Origin of the sequence: Reichenbachiella agariperforans, from assembly GCF_900142205.1 — a bacterium.
Taxonomy (GTDB): Bacteria; Bacteroidota; Bacteroidia; order Cytophagales; family Cyclobacteriaceae; genus Reichenbachiella; species Reichenbachiella agariperforans.
In genome coordinates, this window is record NZ_FRAA01000001.1 from 1,453,929 (window position 1) to 1,476,717 (window position 22,789).

Here is a 22,789-nt window from a genome sequence, read left to right on the forward strand (position 1 = left end):
GTCATTTTCTAATTCGTACTTTCTGCTCTGATCATTTTTCCATCCTTCCATTCTTCGACGCTTACTTTTATTTCTCCTTCTTCGGATTCCATATCAGAGATAAGCAATTTCTGCACGCGACCATCAGTCAGCGTCACAGTGAGTTCGTTTTCATTTTTGGCCTCTACCGATTCGATCATCGATTCGCTTTCATACGGTTCTATAATCGTGAGGTATCTGGTTTGAGTGCCCATCGTTCTTACTGCCATGGATTTCAACCTTGCGCTTTCATCACCCAGAGGAAAGTCTCCTCCAATTTTTGCCTCAAATCGTTCAACTTCCATTCCACTCAAGTCCAAAGTGATGACCGCTGCTTCCTTGTTATTTTCAGCCTGTGCAGAAATGGAATTATCCATCGGCTCACCTGCTATTTTGATCGGTCCCCCATAGTAATCCTTACCCTCACTAGCTGGACGCAGTACATTTTCGTATTGTGCAGGTAGAGATGAAAGGAATACTTCAGTACCATCTCGCATTACCAGCTTGGCATCTCCCCAGAAAATGGTGTTGTTGCGGATCTGACCTGGTGTCTTGGTAGTCAGGATCAATTGTTTGCTTCCAGATACATCCAGCGATACCTCCTTGCTGCCCAGTATCCATGCTCCCGTGCTATCACTGAGTAGCTCCTGACCATCGGCACTGACTGTATACCACAGTTGTTTATTGACATAAAAACCTTCCGTAGACGTACCGATCATGATTTCTGCTTTGGGAGGCCAGGCCTTGATCACGTCGATTTGGAGTGGGCCGTCTAGGCTATGTGGCAGGCGCACGCCTTCATTGTCACAACCTTCGCCCCAGCACATTTCGAACTTGGTACGGGAGACGCCCTCTACCTCGTACCAATTGCAGTCCGTGATGAATTGTCCACTACCTAATGGATCCGTATTCATCTGATTGGTATGCCTGACCAGCTCCACCTGATCTGCCTCGATAGCTCTAAAACCCTTGGCTTGAAACATCCAATCAAACTCGTGATCCTCTTCGCCTTTGAGATAATCGGCCAGTAGGATATAATCGTCCATTACGACCATCGCTCTACGCTGCATAACTGGCTCAGTAAAACCAGTCACTTCAGAATAAGCTGGTGCATCATCTGGCACGGGGATCGACCTACCCTCCTCCCATACTTTCTCGGCAAAAGTCTGATCACTGTTGTAATGAATTCCTCCATAGGGTGCATAGCTCCATTTAGAATTCGTTTCTAAAGCGGTCGCCTGCATCATTTCTCCAGAGTGAAAGAGCAATCTTGCGTTCTTGACAGGCTGTTGCATTTTTTGATCCACAACCACCATGTTTTTGTTGAGTGATACCTGCTTCCAAAACTTGTAGAGGTAGCTACCATAGCCATACCAGTACATCAAAGTGCCATAAAAACTGCGACCGTAGCGACTCATATGCACCAGATTGGTCCGGTCGAAGTGGCCGTGATAGCCCCCATGCGAACCGTAGTGCAGTGCGGCCTGGATTTGCTCGGATTGCTCTCGGTCTTCGGTTTGGGAACGCAATTGCACAATCCCCATGTTGTCAGCATAGGCCGAAACGCTCATTTTCTCAGAACTCACATCTGGTAAATTGGGCAAGCCATAGAGCAGGTCTCTTTTATCCCCTCGGTTGATCACCGCTGCATATTCAGGATCCCCATAGAGGTAGTAAGCCAACTCGTAAGACTTACCAGAGAGCTTGCCTTCTACCGCATCGTTGACTGCTAGTAGCACCCCGCGAAAATCAGCAAAAGGAAGTGCAGCATCCCACATATCCTTGATCCCAACATGGTTTTTTTCGATCTTCCCCCACTTTTCGAACTCCATGCCCATGATGCCGCTTTCGCGTCGACTAGAGAGCAGGGAGAAGTGTTCGGTGGTACCAATCGGGAAGGTTCTATCTTTGAAATTGATACCCCAGGGCTCTAGTGCCAATGCTATTTCCGAAAACTCGGTCGCCACCCAGGTATTGTATCCAACGGCGCATTCGTACCACCAGCCGTCGCTCATGATGCCATGCTCCAAGTGCTTGTATATCCCTGTAGGGTTGGTCAGTAGCTGATCGATCAGATGCCAATCTTGTAGATTCAAAGCACAGTACATAGCTGCCGTGAGCTCGGCCACATTCCAGTTGCTAATAGCCCCTTTGGTGTTGCCTTTCAGGGTTTGAGTAGCGAAAAGTCTGAAAGTTTCTGCTGTAAGGCGCTTGTCTTCCTCTGTTACTTGAGGACTCGTCCTGATCATGTCATACATTCGGGCTACCGACTGCCAAAATTTGCCTTCACCTACAAAAGAATTGCTTCCACCCACTAGAGTAGCAGGATATCCAGTTTGTGGATCGATCAAACGGCGCAAGAGTTTCAAGCATTTGGTCACGTAGGCTTCATTGCCAGTCAACTGATAAGCGATACCGCAATCGAGCGCACCATAGGCACTTGTGTTAAAAACGGAAACCCCAAGCGGTCTGTCATTTGTATCGGACAAATCAGCTCCAGTAGGTGCCTCCCATTTTTCGGCTTTACGTATGTACTCTTCTAAACCTTCTTTGGCCCAATCGTATTTTTCCGCTTTTTGCCTAACCTCTTCCCATCCTTGAGCTGTAAAGACAGCATTTGGGAATGGCACACTCACCGCGGTTTTGAATGTCAAGGTAGCCTCTCCCTCTCCATTGGCAATAGCTTTGATGACTTGCGTTTCGCGGATGCCTTGTGGCAAATGATCTGGAACATCTACCGTAAGGATACATTTCTTCACTTCACCCGGCGCTAGCTGTAGTTCCGATGGCTCGATACTCGCCTGCATCGACTCCCACCCCATGGCCTCTATACGCATCTGGATACCCTGTGGACGATCGATAGTATTGCCTACTTCGAATTCGTACTGAACCTGAGCACCCGCATCGACAGACTTGCCCTGAATACCTGCCTCGAGGTAGGTGGTATATCCCTTAGTGACTTGAACGTTTTTAATCTGATACTCCGAATTATCCCCAGCACCTACCGATAACAATACATGCTTGACCGCAAAAAGTGTGGCCCATCTTTGACCAGCATCTACATCGAACATATCCCAAGGGATGTACACTTTGTGCCAGCCTTGACCTACCAGTTCTACTTGAGCTGTACTTACGGGATTGAGGTCTCCATAGTCGAGCGAATCTACTTTGAATATAGCTGTGACTTGTGCTCTGCTTTCCTTCTTGAGATAAAGATCGAATTCTAGCCCACTATAAGATGTCCAATCGGCAGCATCTCCCAGAAACGGTCTTTTGATTCCAGGAAAATAGATCCGGTTTTGATCAGAATAAGTGTAGGTGATAGTGTCTCCAGCAGCGAGCCACGCTGCCCCTTTTTTAACCTTCGATACTCCTGTCCAATCCGAAAAATCTCTGGCGCCTACCGGATCGGTTGGTTGCGCATGTATCTCTATACCCGACAAGAGTAATAGAAAAAGCAGAACGCTCGTTTTCATCAATAAATGTGTTTTGTCTCCTAATTTTTGTATCATTTCGAACTTTCTTCTCTTACCAATTCACCGTTAATATATTCCTGAGTCGACACTTTAATATCCGTACCCTCTCCTTCTAAGTTTTCGATAAGGATCCGCTGAACCCTACCATCTTTTAATACTACTTCTAATTCTTTTTCACTTTTGGCACGTACAGATTTTATCATAGACTCACTTTCGAAAGGCTCAATCACCGATAGATATCTTGCTTCTTTACCTTCGGATCTTACGGCCAAGGTTTTTCTTCTTGGTGTTTCGTCTCCGAGTGGAAAATCTCCACCTATTTTGGCTTTGAAAGCCACTACGTCCATTCCAGATAAACCGAGACTTATACTTGCATTTTCGTGGCTATTTTCAGGCATCCCTGGTATGGAGCTTTCCATCAATTCCCCCGATATTTTAATAGGACCGCCGTAATAATCTAAACCAGGAGAATCCGGCTGTAGGATGTTTTGATAATCTAGATCGAGCGATGATAGTAGCACTTCTGACCCATCGGCCTTCACCAACCGGGCATTTCCCCAAAAGACCGTATTGTTTTTAACTCGACCTTGTAATTGGGTACTGAGTACCAACCCCTTTTTTCCTTGCAGCTGGATGTCGATCTCTTTGCCTCCTAAAATCCACGCTCCTGTACTATCGTTTAGCAGGGTTTCACCATCTGCTTCTACCGTGTACCACAGTTGCTTATTGACGCCATGCGATTCGGGAACGGTGGCTATGGCTACTTCATTTTCCAAAGGCCAAGCGTTGAACACATCGATTTTCAATGGGCCATCTTCGCTGTTTGGTGCTCGAGTACCTTTGTTGTCACACCCTTCGCCAAAACACATCTCAAAGCTGCTGCGCGCTGTTCCTTCAGTTTGGTACCAATTGACGTCTGTAAAAAACTGGGCTGCTCCCAATGGGTCTGTACTGAACTGATTGTCGTGGCGAAGGAATTCTTTTTTTGGTGCGCTGATCTCTTGAAAACCTTTCATCTGAAACAACCAATCAAAAGTGTGCGCTTGATCGGACGCTAGATAATCCGCTAGAACCACATAATCGTCCATCATTACCATCACGCGACGTTGGGTAACGGGCTCCGTAAAATCATTGATCTTGCCGTATTCCGGAGCATTTTCTGGCACATCGATTGAGCGGCCTTCTTCCCATGTTTTTTCTGCAAAAGTCATCCCCTCTTTGTAGCTATACACAATACCTCCGTAGGGAGGATTGCTCCATCTGGCTCTGGTCTCCACGGCAGTGGCTTGCATCATATCGCCCGTGTGAAAGAGCGTTCTGAAGCTTTCTTTGGGTTCCTGCATTTTCTGATCTACTACCACCATGTTTTTGGTCATCGAGGTTTGCACCAAAAATTTATAGTTGTAGCTGCCGTACCCGTACCAAATCATTTCGGGATTGAAGAAACTGCGACCATAGCGCATCATGCTCAGGAAGCTAGTTCTATCAAAATGACCGTGATACCCGCCATGAGTGCCATAATGAAGTACCGCCTGAATCTGATCTCTCTGTGCGCGTCCATCAGCTTGTGAGCGCAATTGAACCACTCCCATGTTGTCGGCATAGGCAGATTGCGTATTTTTCACGGAAGTAACTTGAGGCAATTCAGGCACACCGTACAGCAGATTTCTCTTTTCGTTTTTATTAAGTACTGCGGCATATTCTGGATCTTTGTACAGATAATAAGCCAACTCGTAAGGCTCTCCCGTCACACGGCTTTCTTGCGCATCATTCACGGCAAACATCACCCCGCGGTAATCAAGGAAAGGCACCAATGCATCCCACATGTCTTTGATCGAAACACTGTTTTGGTGCATAGTCCCCCATTTGTCGAAATTCATACCGTACAAACCTGGCTGCATTCTTTCTGGTAATAGCGAATAATAGGGTGTGGTACCGATGGGTACCTCTGCATCTATAAAATTGATGCCCCAAGGTCTCAGTGCGATACCTATTTCCGAAAACATAGTGGCGCACCATAGATTGTAACCCACCGCGCATTCGTACCACCAGCCATCGCTCATGATGCCTTGAGAGAACTGTCTCAAAATACCTGAAGGCGAGTGAAGTGTCCAATCTACCAAGGTCCAATCCTGAATAGCCAAGGCACAATAAAAAGCCCCTGCCAGCTCACTCAGGTCCCAGTTGTTGACTCCTCCATCATCATTACCCAACTGTGCCGTTTCGATGTACAACCTGAAAGTGTTTTCGATCAGCTTATGATCTTGCTCGGTCAATAGACCTGATGTTCTAATCATGTCGTAGGTACGCGCGATATCTTGAAATATCCCGCCTTCCTTCACAAAATTGTTTTGGTTGACACGCAACGTAGTGGGGTATCCCGTTTCTGGGTCTATCAGTTTGCGGAGAAAGTCCACACATTTTTGGGCATATTCTTCTTTGCCCGTCAGTTGATAAGCAATCGCACAATCCATCAATTTTCCTCCTTCATTGCTATGAAAAAGGTATTTGCCCTTTTGCGCATTCATTGAAGGTATTTTATCAGCGATATCGGGTACATCCCATTTACTGGCTTTCTCTTCATACATCTCAAGCTCAGCCTGGGCCCAGCTATAGTTTTCAATTTTATCGCGCACTTTCTGCCAATTGTCTGCGGTGTGAACCATGAAAGGCGACGGTACCGTGACTGCCGTGGTAAATTCCATTGTCGCTAAAGCACTGCCGTCACCATTGGCTATGGCCTCCAATCGTTGCTGCTCTCGCACGCCCGCTGGGAGAGTTGCTGGCAGCTGTACCGATACTTCGATTGTCTTTATCTCCATCGGATTCAGGCTTACCACCGATGGGTTCACACTAGCCTGCATCGCCTCCCATCCTACTCTTGGGAAAGTCAGTTGGACCTTTTGCACCTCATTGGTAGTGTTGCCGATTTCTACAGCGTACTGTACAGCATCCCCTGCCTTCGCAGATTTACCTCGAATGGATGCATCCAAATAAATACGCTCTCCTTTGGTCAATACTATATCCTTGATTTTCAAGCTTTGATTCTCGGTAGAAGTAAGTTTGATGGAAAAATCCTTCACGCCTTGCAGCGTACCTCTTTGGCCTTCTGCCAAGTCGAACAATTGCCACGGTACATAGACTTTTTGCCAACCCGAGCCATAGAGCTGAATGACGGTACTGCTTTTGGCTTGTAATTTTCTGGTATTTTTCTCGTCTACCTCAAAGGTCAGCTCTATTTCCGCATTCGATTCTTTCTTCTGATATATATCGAACGATAGCCCCTGATAGATACTCCAATCCGCACCACTATAAAAATCTCTAAATCCTTGGTCCGTGTTTTCGCCATCTGGATAGCTAAAATCAATGCGTTTTCCGCTACTTACCATGGCTTCATTGCCTTTGACTTTTTCTATGCCTGACCAACCCGAAAAATCCGAAGACCCTATATGCGCGATAGGCTGTGCCCTTGCCCCTATAGAGATGAGAAAAACAAAAATTAGTAATGCAGTTTGATTTAGTTTCATAATTGTGATGCCTTAGATGGCTTGCTGATAAAGCTCTTCTGTTCGTTTTCTTAATTCCTTTAAAATCTCCTGATGCTCTGGGCTATCTGCCAGATTGTTTTGTTCTGATGGGTCTTGTGCTAAATCATATAGCTCTTCGATTTGAGGCCTGTGCTCATAAAAAACAATATACTTCCAGCGGTCCATTCGGATGCCTCTGCTACGGTAGGATTTGTTCTCATCGATCAACTTTTGGTTGATTTCATCTACATTTTCCTTGTAGCGTTCTTTGAACATGTCTACTAAAAAAAGATCCTCCATCAGCACTGCATCGCGCCACTGTGTCATGTCTTGTGATTGATCCAAAATACCACTGATATCTCGGCCTTGCATACTAGCTGGTAGCTCCAGCCCTGCAAGTGACACAATAGTGGGTGCTACATCTACGGAAGAAATCAGTGCATTTTCTCTCCGCTGTTGTTGCGCTTTTGGTTTTCTACCGTCGTACACTATAAAGGGAGCTTTCACCGATTCTTCATACAAGAGGCACTTATCAAACAAGCCATGCGAACCTTGAAAGCGACCATTGTCACTAGTGTAAATGATTATCGTATTGTCCAGGATCCCCATTTCTTCTAGCTTCTGCATCAAAAGTCCTACCTGCTCATCTACCGAATAGCCTTGGGCGGCAAATCGACGCACGAGCCGCTGATACATTTCGGGCGTAGACGAACGCTGGCGGTGCAGATATACCCCCCTGGCATTCTCCCTGACTACCTCGGGCAAAGCTTCATTGTCACCTTCTACCCAATTGTCAGGCACGGCAAACTCATGATCCTTGTATGGCTCAAAATGCGGCCAATACACATCGCGATCTCTGTCGTGCTTCACGGCATAAAAATTTACCGACAGACAAAATGGTTGATCAGCGGGCTGGGTATCTAAAAAACGAAGCATGGCTTCACCCGTGCGCAAAGTCCTTCCAGAGTTTTTGCGCCCTTCACTATATATCCCTGACAGCACTGAGTCTTCTTCCGGCCAGATGACTAGGCCCTTGTGATCGTAGGTCTCACTCCCAGCAAAATAATCAAACACCCCACCCATCTGCTCCCGATAGTGATGCTCCTTGGGCGTACTCGGGCGGGTTGCTTCGTTGGTTACAGTGAAGCCGACTTTGCCTACAAAGCCCGTGCGATAGCCTGCTGTTTTCAACAGTGCAGGATAGCTTTTGGTAAAATCCGCTTGTGATAACGTGTAATCGTTAGGAGCCACAAAGCCCACGTTGTGATTGGAGTTGTAGCGGCCTGTCAGCATCGTGACCCTGCTGGGCATGCATACTGCCACGGCATAATAGGCATTGTCAAAAGTCACTCCATCGGATGACAGCTTGTCGATATTGGGCGTGTTGAACTCTGGACGGCCGTAGCAACCCAGATTGTCCCAGCGCTGATCGTCCGTCATCAGAAAAATGATATTGGGCTGAGTGCTCGTCTCCTCTACCACAGTGGCAGGAGAAGTACAAGCACCCAGCAGCAACACCGTAAGTGCGAATATGTATGCCGGCTTTATCAACAGTCTATCACCTTATAATCTTGAAAGAATCCGAGGCATTAGGTCCTTTCAGCATAAGGATATACATCCCCTCATCCATCGCTCTAAAATCCACTGAAAGTTGCTGTGCTTGATCTGCAATCTGCCCCTGACGCACCACACGACCATTCAGATCATGGATCCAAAATTGTGAATAGACAGCAGCAGGAAACTGAACATTGAGAACATCTACCACCTGATTGGGATAAATACTCACTTGTCGAGATGCAGAAGTGGAAAGAACTTCATCGTCTGTTTCAAGATTATCCACGTCTGCGGCTTCAAACTTCCATTGCTGCGCTTCGCTAGTATAGTCCAGCGCTTCAAGGTAGATATTGGCTCCATCAAATCTGCCACTCCCTCCATCGATCACCAGTTCTGTTCCTTTCAGTTGTAGACGATAGTGTCCCTCTCCTCCTCCGATTTTGAACCATTGTTGGGTTTCTGCACTTTCATCACATGTTGCCAGCACGAGATCGTCCTGATCATTGCCAGCCAAGCACAATTCGCTTCCGTATTTTTGATAAGAATAGTATCCTTCTTGTCGGTCTAGCTCTGTCCAGGTCATATTCTCATGATTGCTGAACTTAAGCATGGCCACAGAATGTCCCGCTTCGGTTTCTTGTGCGCCACCATCAATGGCATATAGGTCAGAATCTCTCTTGCGCAATTGAAATTCACCACCGTGTGTAACCTCAGTACCTTCGTACACCTCCACTTCGGCTAGCGCTAAGATCCCCACCTCAGTTTTTTCTATCCTGATTATTCGACCCAGTACACCTTCGGCATCTACTGTGACAGATGGCTCGGTGAGTGGCTCGATATACTGACAAAATAGAGTCTGCCCCTGCTCGTTCAACACGCTGATCGTAAAAGCACCTAAGCGATCCGAACAGCAATCTGTACGATTGTAGACGTTTATTTCTCCGATAGGATAAGTGTCTCTCAGTTCGACTTGCCACCAAGCATTCGTTTCTTCGTAAGTGTGCGTCACCGAATTGGAAGCGAACGCCCCATCAGTATTGCCATCGACCGCCCTTATAGCCAACCCTCCATCTGAGGTAGAAGGTTGTGTTGCATTAGCCAGATAGGCCAGATTATCGATGGAAGCAAAATCATTACCAAATACATCCAAGGCCGTGGTCTTTGCTACATCGTCTGATTCGTAAGAAACGGAAAAGCTCTGATCACTATTTTTTTCGACTCGAACGACTTCTAATGAATGAAAGCCCTCAGCCAAACAGATCTCCCCAGATGACTCAAGTAGACCTGAAGCGCCATCGTAGCTCACTACTTCTTTGCCATCTACGATCAGGCTTGTTGGATCATCGGATGATACATAAAAAGTGTAACGACCATCAGCAGATACTTCGAGTGTACCGTCAAATGCCACCACAAATTGGCTTAAGGTATCCGTAGCGGAGATGTCCATATCTGCGACCATACCTGACTTAGCAGGAGTCATCGTTTCCAAATCTGGTATCGCATCGAAATCTCCCTCATATATCTCATAATTGATCCCTGAAGTGGCATAAGTAGGGAAGGCCACACCCTCTTCGTAGACACATGCCGTAGCACAGTCGACATCCGACACATCGTTGTTTGTGCCGTCATCGGTAATGGCACCACAAGACTGACCTGTCACACGGGCACTATTAGGCCCCAAATACATCGGGTAATTAGTCAGGTTATTGAAATCGATATCAGTTGCTGTGAAATTAATGGGAGGAGCTGTACTACCAGACAAGAATCTGTGAGCCAACCTTTCGCCTCCAACTACAACTTCTACATGGTCGTGCAAATAGGTCGTTTCGTCATATAGCACCACATTGTGTCCCGAACCCGCGTAATAAATGGCTGTAACCTCGCCATCCACAGGAGTCACATAATCATCCATCAGTGACAATTCGATATTGGAATTGCTACGGCTCACATCCTCAGAAAGTAAAGATCCAATAGAAGCATCTCCACGAGAATTCACCACGTCGGTATTCGCTCCGACCCAGTACCCTATCTCACAAGCCAGGGTCGTACAGTTTTCAACATACTTGTATCCTGATGCCCACCCGATAGTAACACCAGACCTCATTTTCACTACAGTACTGTTGGTGACGGTGGCTCCAGTTACTCCTCTTTCGTACTCTATGCCATCTACGATGGTCTCTCCTGCATTGTATGAGCGTATACCGTCTTCCTGTAGACTGAAGTAATAATTGCCCGTAATGTCTTTTAAATTAAACCCCCAGACTGTTTCAAAATCAACATTGTCTGCAGGTGAGCCTGTACCCTCTTCGGCGAGCACTTCGTCCGTAGAGCGCAACTCACCTTCTACATAACATCCATCTACCCTAGGATCAACAGCTCCCTGAAAAAAGATTCCGTGACCATAAGATCGACAAATAAATGTACAGTCCTTAACCAGATTAGATTTTCCACGGACCAAGCATGCGCTGCGTTTGTTATGAGAGATGACAGGACCTCCGCCCTTCCCAAAAATATCCCCATAACCATAAGGGTAAGAACCTTTCACCGTAAAGTGACAACCTACCAGCTTATTGTTTGCCCCATCCAAAACCACACTAGTAGCTCTGCTAGTAGGTTTATCATCTACATCTCCATCATCCACCACGGTTACATTTTTTATCGTGTTGTTGCTTCCTAAGACACGAAATTCATAAAAATCAATACTTCCAACAGACTGCGCTGTTTCTGTCTTGATGTAAATCGTAACTCCGGTAAAGTCATAGGTACTATTGTTCCCTTCGAAAAGGAATACATTGAAAGTACTCCCCAGATACTGGCTACCAGTCCAGCGTTTGCCAATCACACCATTGGCTACATCGGCCCCTGTCACCGTATAATCACCAGGTGCCAATTTCACATGAACATCGTCCTGCTCGAGATATGGTTGCAGTTCGGTCAATGAATTGACCGTCGTTTGCGCCATCAAACCCGTACTGCTCCAAAGCAACGCGGCTAGTAATAATAGTTGTAATCTTCTCATGCTGATTATCGTTTATAATTCTACTTTTCTTCCCTTGTATTGTATTTTTTTCAAGTCTCCGTCTCCGACCACTTCTACCATCATGTCCATTGGGTTTTGTTCAAAATCGATGTAGTCTCCGTTTCCATTTTCGATGGTCAGACTCTGATCGGCCTGGTCGTACGCAAACACAAGCTCTGAATACTCTCCCTGCTCATAGTCGTAGCTTTCATTGTCGTCTAGGTACAGCACATACTCGGCATCCTCACCTGGATAGATTTTGATCGTGAGCGGCTCATCTGTCTCTTGCGTGGCGTATTGTACTTTCGGGCCGAACGGTATGATCGATCCAGCTTTCACGAAAAGCGGTGTCTGATCCAGTGGCGCGTCTACAGTCACGGTTTGGTCTCCAGATAGTTTCTCTCCTGTCCAGTAGTTGTACCAATCACCGGCTGGTAAATAAATGTCTTTTTCACGCTGCTCGTACTCGGTCACTAGCCCCACCATGATCGACTCGCCAAAGAAAAACTGGTCTTTAATCTCCCAAGTCTTTTTGTCCTCTGGATAGTGATAGGCCAATGGACTCATGAGCTCGCGACCTTCCTGCGTCACGCGCCATGCCTGCGAATAGATGTAGGGCATGAGTTGGTAGCGCAAATCGATGAACCTACGCGCTGTACTTTCGAAAGCTTCGTTGTAGCGCCAAATCTCCGTCTCTGACACATAGCCATGGATGCGAAAAATCGGGCTGAAGGCACCAAACTGAAACCAACGGGTGAGCAACTCGATAAACTCGGGATTGGTGTATTGATCGTCAAAATACGGATTGATGGATTTAGCATCGCGAAAGAAACCACCAATGTCATGCGTCCAGTACGGTACACCCGCCATCGTAAAATTGAGTCCAGCAGCAATCTGTTCTTCGAACTGCTCCCAGGAAGCCTCCGTATCGCCCGACCAGGAAGTTGCCCCATAGCGCTGCTGTCCAGCATAGGCCGAGCGAGTCAGGTTAAACACCCGTTCATTGGGAAATTCCTTCCTTCTGCCTTCATACATGGCTCGGGTTACTTCCAGTGAATACGTATTATGTACTTGCTCAAATGGCCCTACGGCTGTCATGGCCTTGCTGTCTTTGACGCCCTCTGGCTCAGTGCCATCCAACCAGATCGAATTGACTCCCAAATGAAACATCGAATCACTTAGCATCCGATAAAAACGATCTGAAACGCCCTGATCATAGATATCTACATAATTGCTACTTGGGATTTTCGTCAGATCGTACTTTTCTTCCAAAGCCTCATTTTTCACCTCAGGCCATACAGAAACCATCAGTTTCATGTTCAAATCCTTGAGTTCATCTACCATGGCCTTGGCGTCAGGGTATTTGTTTCTATCCCACTCTGGTCCTTTCGTACCTTTCGGCCAATAAAACCAGTCCTGCACGATGTAGTCTACCGGTATTTTTCTTTCACGCATCTCTCGGGCGTTTTCGAGGATTTCGGTCTGATCGTGATAGCGCTCTCGGCACTGCCAAAAGCCATAGGCACCTTTGGCAAACATCGGTGTACTACCTGTCAGTTTATGATTAAGTGCAATGGCCTCTGCCGGATTATCTCCCGCTACGAAGTAGTAGTCGATGGCATCACCAGCCTGACTGCTAAAAACTGTTTTGTTGAAATCCGGCTTGTTGTAAAACACACGTCCGGGCATCTTAGCTCCTGTGTTTTGGAATACCACTTCGTAGGTCCTGCCTGCTTCGAGGTACTTTTTGCCAGAATACCTCCTCGGCATCCAAATCGTAGAATAGTTGATCACCTCATCGCCATCGATGGTCACTTGGATTTCGCCACGCATACGACCGTTGTTGTCGCTCAGTGCTAAAAAGGTGTACTCTCCCGTTTGATCCGGAGTGAAAGTGGTACTTCTGATGTTCTTTTCTTCAGCCTCCGATGTAGCATAGGCTGCTACGTTTTCCTTTTCTCCGGTAGTTGGTTCTTCTTGTACCGGCTCGACGATTTGCGCTTTTTCTAGGCTAGTAAACTCAATTTCATTTTGCGGTTCGTTGAAATCCGTCAGGCTGTAGTTGTTCCAGTAGATGCCGTAGCCTTTGGTTGAGACCAAAAAAGGAATCGCAATCTCTTGGTTGTATTGCTGGAGTCGGATCGGTACATTTTTCCAGTTCATGATGCCGCTCTGAAACTGCCCCAACCCGTACAAAGCTTCCTCTCCTGCTACAAAAGCCTGCGACAGCACATTGCCTTCAGCTGTAGGATTGAGATAAGTCCTGTCATTGGTTTCGGACAGCAATGGCTTGCCGTTTTTGTCCCCATACTGGATCGTACCATCACTGTTGACCAACACTTTGATCTGATCGGTAGTGATCGTCAATTGGTCTTTGGTTTCTTCGATGGTCCATTTTATGTCCTGAGATTCCAGTACCGTCACATAATCCGGAACATTAGAAACAGCTGCTCCAGGCATTTGCTTCGTCACATGGACAATCGCCTCGTCTACTATTTCGATCTTTAGTTCGAGACTATCATGTTTGATGGTAAGCCCCTTGTCTTCTTTGATCACTTCATGGATAAACTTTGAATCACAAGCATTTAAAGCCAGAATCAATAGCAGGCCCAAAAGCGTCTGGCCATGATAGTTCAGTTGAGTAATTTTAGTCTTCATGTGATTTTTTACTAGCTATCGTCAATCTTCTATTTTGGTGAGCCGGTACACTTTGAAATTGTCCAAAGTCATGTGGTTGTGCACAGTACGCAAGCCAAAATGCCCTTCGGTATAAGGTCTCGGATCTCTATAGTCATATATCAAGGTATCATTTCGATAGTATTGGATCACATCATCGAATGCAACGAGACGGATCTTCTTCACCGTATTGGGCTTGATGAGGTAAACTGCATCCGACAAATCATGCGCTGGCAGCAGCGGTTTTTCTCCATTGCCGGTATATCTTCTAAACCGGGTTTTGGTATTGAAATGGCCACCCATACCTACATAATACAGGCTAAGTGTATCGTAGTTGGGGAAGCGACCCGTACGAAAATCAGATTTAGCAAATAGGTCGTCAGGGTTTTCGCTATCGGTAGCCATCCAGAAACAGTTAAGATCCGAAGCTCTATCGAAAATACCGTCTTCTTCCTGACTCTTGGTGGTGTCTTGCAAGACCACCGCCTCATATTCGATCATGATGGGGCCTTCTAGTTTTTCTTTGAACCATGCAGTGCAGCCTCTCCAGTCATTGATCTCTAGTTTTCCGTCTTTGTGATAGACACTGCCGTCTGGCATTTGCTCCACTTTCCAGTTGTCGATCCCATCTGTAAAATCATCACTATGTATCAGTTCGGCCTTTACTGTCAGGTCGTCGGTTAATTGCAATACTGAATCACCAGTGGTTTGACAAGACCAAACAATTCCAATCAGGAAAAGAAAAATAGTATAGTTTATCAATCTGTTCATCTCTCGTTTGTTTTAATTTTTATGTTCTGACCGTTCCCAAACATGACTTCCCTCCAACAATGCCTGATACTCCTTGTTGAGGATCACCTTCATGCTATCTAACTGCTCTGGTCGATCAGCAGAGAGGTCCTTCCACTCGTTTTCATCTTCTGTCAGATTGTAGAGTTCAAAATCTACCAGCTCGGCATTTTTGACAGAATCGACATTGCCTGGGTAGACATTTTTGATTTTGGGCAAGTAGGCAGTATCGTATTGGAGACGAGCCATCAGCTTCCAATCGCCATCACGCATGGCCACCACCCGGTCGTTGAGCGCGTTGTAGAATGCCCATAGCAAGGGCTTTTCCCTTTCCACCTTACCCGTCTTCAGAAAATTGGTAAGCGACTGACCATCCAGTGTACGGTCTGGGAGCTCTGCTCCGGCCAGTTCGCAGAAGGTAGGCATCAGATCCAGTGCTGAGACTACCGCGTCCGACTCACCATTGTAGGTTTCCCCTCCCATCCAATACACGATACCGGGCACTTTGAAACCGCCATCGGTCGTCCAGAGTTTTCGACCTTTCAACCCATCCGTCGTGCCATAGGAATGTTTGGCTTGAGGATACCTAAGCAGTGTTTCCGGTCCATTGTCCGAGGTAAAGACGATCAAGGTATTGTCATGGCCATTGTCTTCGAGATATTGAACCAGGCGCCCTACGGCGATATCCACGTTTTCCACGTTAGCGAAGTATTGGGCCTGGTTCTCATTTTGCGAATGCGCCAGATACTTCTGCACCAGTGCTGGCGGAGAGGCGATCGGCACGTGCGGCTCGTGAAAAGTGACCTGAAGATAGAAGGGCTGGTCCTCTTGCTGCTGACCCAGCCAGTCCATTGCCTCGTCTACCACGATCTGACAGCTGTAGCCTTCGATCTCTCCTACTTCCTGGCCATTGCGCACAAAGTTGCGCGGGTTTTCGTGGCTTGGCGCAGCATTGTTGTGCGTAGCAAACCAGTGATCAAATCCGAACTTGTCCGGCGTAGGTTGCTTGTCGGGCTCATTGAATAACGAGCTGCAATGCCACTTGCCAGACAGGCAGGTGGCATAGCCCACCGACTTCAACTTTTGGGGAATGGTCTCCTCATGCGCCTGCATGTGCACCAAGTCACGGTTGTTGGGGCGAGGGTTGTGGCCGCCGACTATGAAGTCATATATACCGGCACGGTTGGGGCTGCGTCCGGTCATCAACCCCACACGAGAGGGAGAGCAGACAGGTGCCGCTGAGTAAAAATTGGTCATGCGTATGCCTTTGGCCGCCAGCCCGTCCAGATTGGGCGTCTGAATCATCGGATGGCCATAAGACGACAAGTCTCCATAACCCAAATCATCGCATAGAAACACCACGATATTGGGTTTCTCCTGCTGTGTGGATTGCTGCTCCTGCTTTTGCTTATCGCAAGAAAAAACGAACAGCGATACAGTCAATAAAATAGCTATTTGTATTCTTTTCATAGTGTTGAATTTTGATCCCAGAGTCTATAGGGGTCATCATGTGCTATCATTTGCTTTAGCAGCAGTGCCTCCATCTCCTTTAGTTTGTCAGCATACTTTGGATTGTTGGCCAGATTGGTCTGCATCTCGGCCTCCTTGCCGTGCTCGGGCAGGTATTCGTTGGGGTTTTCGGCCAGATTGAAAAGCTGGGTTTCTCTCACCACACCCTCCATCACGTCGTATTTGATCAGCTTCCAATCGCCCTGGCGTACGCTGCGCATACCGGGCTTGGTGCCTCCGCAGTACACACCATACTGTACCTCACGCACGGTCTCTTTTTGGCCCATCAGCACAGGCTTGAAACTCACTCCCTCCACGGTCTCTGGGATATCAATCCCCGCCAGATCGCACAGGGTAGGCAGTACATCTAGCAAGTAGATGTTACCCTCGGCACGCTGTCCGGGCTGGATCCCGGGTCCACTTACGATGAAAGGCACGCGCCAGGTATGCTCATACAGGTTCTGCTTGCCCTGCAGACCATGACGTCCGATAGCCATACCATGATCGGAGGTGTAAATGATGTAAGTATTGTCCAGCTCTCCCATCTGCTCCAACCTGGCCAATACCTTTGCCATCTGGCTATCGATATTCTCCGAGCAGGCGTACTCGCGCCCCAGTTCGTTGCGGATGGTGTTTTCGTCCCTTCTCTTCCACACACCGCTCACACGCTCTTCGTCACGCAGTTCGGGATGTCCGTGAAAAAAAGGGTGGGCTGGCAGATAGTTGTCCTGCAGCGGTGGTTGCTTGGGATTGGCTGCCGGGATGGTTTCTTTGTCCTTGTGATTGGTCGCTCCGTATTTGGCCAGCAGCTCAGGGGTACCGTTGCGGGTATCATGCGGATGCGAAAAGCCAAAGTATATCATAAAAGGATCGTCCTCTCCGGCTGTCTCGCGCTCTCCCAGATAGTCGAGTACCTGCTGGGCATGCCAGGCACTGCCGGACTCTTCGGTCCCCCCGCGCTTGGTGGCATCTTTGACCACCGCAAACTGGCGATTGGCTCCTGGGTAGGAGTTGCCCTTCTTGCAAGTACGCATGGTCTTGTATCCGGCGCGATTGAAGATCGCCGGCAGGGTCATCGTATCGAGTGGATGCGGATCGGTTTGCTTCTGAAACTCCGCGCTCGGTGGCAAATGCCACAACGTGCGCCCCGTCATGATCATGTGCCGCGAAGGGGTGCACACCGCACCGTTCATCGAGCCCATGTGGCGCGCACTCTCAATCACCATGCCCCCTGCAGCCAATCGATCGATCGTGGGCGTCTCCAGGATCGAATTGGGATCGTATTGCTTAAGGTCAAATGGTGACTGATCGTCTACCAATACAAAGAGAAAATTGGGACGCTCGCTCTCCTTTTGCTCCTTTTCTTTGCTACAGCCTGAAAACAAGATCAACAAGCTGCTTAATAGTCCTATATATTTCACTGTATTTTTCATCATTTATCTTTTAGTCTATCAATAAATCATACCCAGCAGGGTACTCTTTGGTCTTTCCTTTTTTCAGTTTGATACGGACCGACTGATCGGCACTGTAGTACCATCGACCATCTTGCCAGCGCAGCTCTACAGTCGCCGGCTCACTCACTGCTTCGAGCGCATATTTGCCAAATTGCAACTGCTTGCCTTGCCCGAGAAACAAGTACTCCAGCTCTCCGTCCTTCTGTGATACTACACCCAATCTACCTTGAAATTGCTGTTTCTTACCTCCTTCATGCACCTGGTCATCGGTAGCCTGATAGATGGTTTGCTCACTCGTCGCTGAGGTCACCTCTAGCTGAACGAAGGTCGCTGAAGCCGCTTTCGTCTCCACTTGCTTTACGCTACTTTGGTCTCCTGCATAGCTGTCGAATACGGCTACAAACGGATGTGCTGCGCCATTGCTGCCGTACTGCTGTACCAGCAGGGTTGGAGTATTTTGTGGTGCCTTGTTGACCTGGCCTGGCGTCACATCAGGGCGCAGCGTCGTAGGCGGGGCATCCATTTGGTACAGTGTACGTCCGGTCTCTCCCGTCATCCACATCGTGGTGCTGATAGATGGCGATACCTGATCTATCGTCCAGGTAGCCTGGAAGTCTCCCTCGTGAGCTACGGCCTTTACTTCCTCAAAAAACGAATAGGCCTTGTGCGGTGGATTGGCGATCTCCGCGTCGGTCAGTACCAGTGGCTCTCCTGACACGCTTTGTAGAGTCAGCTTATCTCCCAGATTGTGATGGAGGTAGTCATTGTCCTCCAGATCCGAGCGAAATATATCTACATAATATCCTGATGTCGGTGATGTACGAATCATCGCAATGACTCGACGTTTTTCGTCCGCCGACACATCGGCAAACGAGCAGTATTTTGATATCACGTCATCGTTGTAAAACTGCCCTTCTGGCACCACCGGAGACATGGCATTGACTGTGATATCCCCTTTCTGATAACCTTGGATGATGGTATTGCTACCGACGATGTTGCGATGATAGCCGGCATCCTTCGACCAGTAGGACTCATAGGCCGAGGCGTCAGGCGCCATCGCCCAACCCTGGTGGTAAAACTGCCAAGCCAGACCATTGGGCGAGAGATGCCCCCCTTTCTTGCCTCCGTAGAGGGTAAACATCATGCCATTGTCCTCGTCATTGCCATTGCGCAGGATCATGTGACGATGAAAACGCGAGAAGGCAGCTCCGTGGTAGGGCAAAGTCGTCTGGTTGGATTGGATGGGCTGATTGAGTACGATGCTGCGCCACTCCCCATCGGCACGGTCGTACTGCCCCATCTCGATACCTTTGTTGATCACGGTCTCTACTTTGGACACATACTCGTCGCTCCCTACCCATGAGTAGTAGGTCAGCAGTCTCTCAAAAACATCGAATCCTAGCGGACCACCGCGCATATCACCAAATACCACGAGGTTGCCTCGCGGATCGAGCCAGCCGATGTTAGCCATGGCTGCCTTCTGAATGATCGGATTGTCTCCTACTGTATTGACACCCGCCTTATACAGCGGCATGGCCATCTGTAGTATCGCTCCGATCATGCCTGAGGCATAGCCGGGAGACTCAGGCCATAACCCCGTGTCAGGATCATAGTTTTGCAGGATCTTGGGTAGTGCCGCGTGATACTCTGTGGATATCTCCGTATAGTAGGGGATATAATGTTCCTTTCCTTTGCCATCGGCATAGTAGTCGTCAGACTCTAGCACCAGCATACTCGGTATGATGTGGCGGTATCGGTTTACGTTCCAATTGCCCTTGTCGCCACCGCGTACGAGTCCGATCTCGATGAACCGCTTGAATACCACGCCAGCCAAATCCGTAATGGTCATATCCAGCGTTTGGAGATGCTCGTGCGGGTGTGCACTCATATAATCACGTACAAAATCATACGTAAAAGCTGCCGGTTCCTGGCGATCGTCGTGGATCACCTCATAGTCGTAGTAGCCCAGAATACCGCCCGGTGCATATCCCCCTGGGCCATTGGAAGACTCCTCTGGATCCAAAGGCGGCTCCATGTAATAGGTACCCAGCAGCCAGGCCCACAGAATGTCCGAAGAAAACTTGGCGTACTTTTCGTCCTGCGTGAGATAATACGCAAAAGCCGACTTCTCTGCCAGTTTGAGGATCTCCATGTTGTTTTGGCGAATCATGTGTCCCGACTCCTTGTAGGGTACCAGTATACGGGTCGTATCTCCCGAGGATCGACTCACGCCCCACATATCACCAGTAGCATTGTAAGGTGTGCGCTCTTCTAGTGGTACATTGTAGTAGTCATTCCAGCGACGCATGCCGGGGAGGCGTACAGTCGGTACTGGAGCATTGCCTTCACCATAGTCCCAGTCTTGATTTTTGATATAGCATTGGGTGTATCGCTCACCATCTTGCCAGTACATGGCCAGGCGAGATACGATCCAGTCTGGATCTGTCTGGTGCCTATTGGCATAGGGTTCTACCTCCTGTAGCAGCTTGTCCCAGCTAGCCTTGGCCCAATCTTCGCTTTCGATTTTTTGTTGGATAACTCCCCGATCTTCTGTACTGACGTACAAAGCGGGATGCTGGCTTGTACTGGTAGTCTGTGCCAGTATGGGGAGGTGAAATAGGAGTACCAAAGTCCAAAGCATAGGTTTGAACCATGATGACCATGTCATATTTTCTTTCATAATAAATACAGCTTTACAGCCCGTAATTTCAGTCAAAAGCAAGATTTTGGCTATCACTCATCGTTCGAGACCGATAAATTATGTGTCAAAATCTCCAAAATGAAGGCATTTCTCTGATTGAGCAAGACAAATGAATTAGTATACGAAGCAAGACTGACATGCCAAGCTCCAAACACTTGTCCGCTTAGATAATTTACGCTTAAACTGACTACAAAAAAAAGGGCTTCCTCGTTAGAGAAAGCCCAAGTTCATCTAATATGAACCAAAAAGGGTATCGTAATGTGATGGTTTAGAAAAAGAGCAAAGTAGCCACTTTGCTCTTTTGTATTTGACTAAACTTTCACAAACCAATTAATGATTTTCAGCGTATGCTTCAAGTTCTTCAACTGATTTGAAAGAAATCACCCAATCAACCCAGTAATTAGTCCCTTCAACAGCAGCAGCTCCACTATTATAATCAAAGCCCCACTGATCAAACCATACAGTACCGTTCACATTGTTGGTATCATAGTCAGCAGCTACCTCAACTGTTGTTGCCCCGTCTATGTACCATATTTGTCCCTCACCAGTGTAGCCGACGAGTTGTTGAGTAGCACCTTCCAGATTGACACCTGGATTATTACCTTGTGAGTTGTGCCAGAAATAACCTGGAGTCGCTCCCCAAAATTCTCCCTTTAAAGCAATGATTGGATATTCTGGATTATAAGCTATATCAGGTACAGCTACTGGTGTTGCAACACCCGCTGGGTATCCACCATTTACTATCAATCTGGTACCATCCCATGCTCTCCAAAATCCAAGACGATTGGCTGTATGAGTAGCCCAAAATTTACCATCTTCCTGCCACATTGGATTATTTCTATGATCTACAAATTCAAGGTTCAGGTAATCCTCTTCTGTCCAATCTGGAGCAGGTAGGGTTTCTGTATCAAACTCCCAGAAGAGTTTACCAGCAGGATAATTCTCAACTATGTCTGCTTTCATTAAAGCGATTGATTCGTAAGATTTGATCCAATCTACGCTGTACCCCATCTCAGACGAACGAGCGTCAATATGGAATCCAAACTCTCTGAATACAGTTAATGCATCGAGCATGCTTTCACTGCCATCTTCAGCCACTAGAGGAATCGCACTTAAATCCCAATATACGACATCCGCTGCGCCTCCTACATAACTATGGGTGTTATAATCATTACCAAACACACCAATATCACTAATAATCTGCAGGTCTGCGTCTCCCAATCTAGACATTCTTACGGCCAGAATCGGGAACGTTCCTACATCGATCACTGTATTACCATCGAACATCAGGTCAGCTTGACTTCCCCCTACGAATTCAACACTGAGCTCACCATCAGCTACTGATTGAGTAGCGTTTTGCTGAGCAACCCAGCCTGCATTATCGCTATCAAACTGAGCATCTACCCCTACGAATGGGAAAGTGAAACGTTCTGTCTGAAGTTCCTGAGGATCTACCTGCACAGTAAGTGGTCCAGAAACTGCCAAAGGTACTTCTACCTCTATTTTAGTATCAGAAACTGACAATACTTTCGCTTGGACTGGTTCATCTATTCCAGAAAAGAAAACCTGCACATCAGATTCTACAGTACCGAAGTTCTTACCATATATAGTCACAATATCTCCCACAACACCTGACACTGGTGCTATTGAATCAATCACTCCTCCAGGCAATACGTTGAATACCTCTGAAAATGCCACATCATGTGTCCAAACAGTAACCATCAAGTCATTCTCTCCTGCCAAGACCTGAGACGGTACTCTCACCTTGATTTCTTCATTGGCTACACTTTCTATTACCTCTGCCTCGAAATCACCAAAAGTAACTGTGACGGCATCTGCATAATCACCAAAGTCTGTTCCTGTAATAGTTACCAATGCATTGGGCTTTCCAGCTTTAGGAGAAAAATCTCCTAAAGTTGGTTCTGGATATTCCTTGTATCCAACCTCTTCTGGTTCGCAAGCACTGTAGATCGCCATGATCCCAAATACCAGTGCCAGCACTGCGATATTATTTTTTATAATCTTCTTCATTTTTCATGTTTTTTCGTTGAGCAAACTGCTACTAC

The 22,789-nt window shown here is 47.4% G+C and carries 10 protein-coding genes; all 10 read right to left on the minus strand.

Going from position 1 to position 22,789, the window contains the following annotated elements:
* Positions 1-8: 8 nt before the first annotated feature.
* On the minus strand, positions 9-3,494 hold the full coding sequence (locus BUB99_RS05685; protein ID WP_139280905.1) for a COG1470 family protein: 3,486 nt from the start codon (positions 3,492-3,494) through the stop codon (positions 9-11).
* Positions 3,495-3,526: 32 nt separating this feature from the next.
* Positions 3,527-7,021, minus strand: coding sequence for an alginate lyase family protein (locus tag BUB99_RS05690; protein ID WP_073120256.1), 3,495 nt, complete (start codon positions 7,019-7,021; stop codon positions 3,527-3,529).
* A gap of 12 nt (positions 7,022-7,033) precedes the next feature.
* Positions 7,034-8,572: a sulfatase-like hydrolase/transferase gene (locus BUB99_RS05695; protein WP_221407488.1), complete on the minus strand. Its 1,539-nt coding sequence runs from the start codon at positions 8,570-8,572 to the stop codon at positions 7,034-7,036.
* Positions 8,573-8,579: 7 nt separating this feature from the next.
* Positions 8,580-11,594: a galactose-binding domain-containing protein gene (locus BUB99_RS05700; RefSeq protein WP_084190370.1), complete on the minus strand. Its 3,015-nt coding sequence runs from the start codon at positions 11,592-11,594 to the stop codon at positions 8,580-8,582.
* 12 nt (positions 11,595-11,606) lie between these two features.
* Positions 11,607-14,252 (minus strand): TIM-barrel domain-containing protein, encoded by a 2,646-nt coding sequence (locus BUB99_RS05705; protein ID WP_073120260.1) that lies wholly within the window; start codon positions 14,250-14,252, stop codon positions 11,607-11,609.
* Positions 14,253-14,273: 21 nt separating this feature from the next.
* Entirely contained in the window at positions 14,274-15,041 is a 768-nt protein-coding gene (locus BUB99_RS05710) for a DUF6250 domain-containing protein (RefSeq protein ID WP_073120261.1), read from the minus strand.
* Between the two features lie 12 nt (positions 15,042-15,053).
* Positions 15,054-16,529, minus strand: coding sequence for a sulfatase-like hydrolase/transferase (locus tag BUB99_RS05715; RefSeq protein WP_073120263.1), 1,476 nt, complete (start codon positions 16,527-16,529; stop codon positions 15,054-15,056).
* Positions 16,526-18,004 (minus strand): sulfatase-like hydrolase/transferase, encoded by a 1,479-nt coding sequence (locus BUB99_RS05720; RefSeq protein ID WP_245816804.1) that lies wholly within the window; start codon positions 18,002-18,004, stop codon positions 16,526-16,528. Before BUB99_RS05720 ends, BUB99_RS05715 begins: the two co-directional genes overlap by 4 nt.
* Before the next feature lie 7 nt (positions 18,005-18,011).
* On the minus strand, positions 18,012-20,702 hold the full coding sequence (locus tag BUB99_RS05725) for a hypothetical protein (protein ID WP_084190371.1): 2,691 nt from the start codon (positions 20,700-20,702) through the stop codon (positions 18,012-18,014).
* Between the two features lie 351 nt (positions 20,703-21,053).
* Entirely contained in the window at positions 21,054-22,754 is a 1,701-nt protein-coding gene (locus tag BUB99_RS05730; protein WP_073120267.1) for an IPT/TIG domain-containing protein, read from the minus strand.
* Positions 22,755-22,789 lie beyond the last annotated feature (35 nt).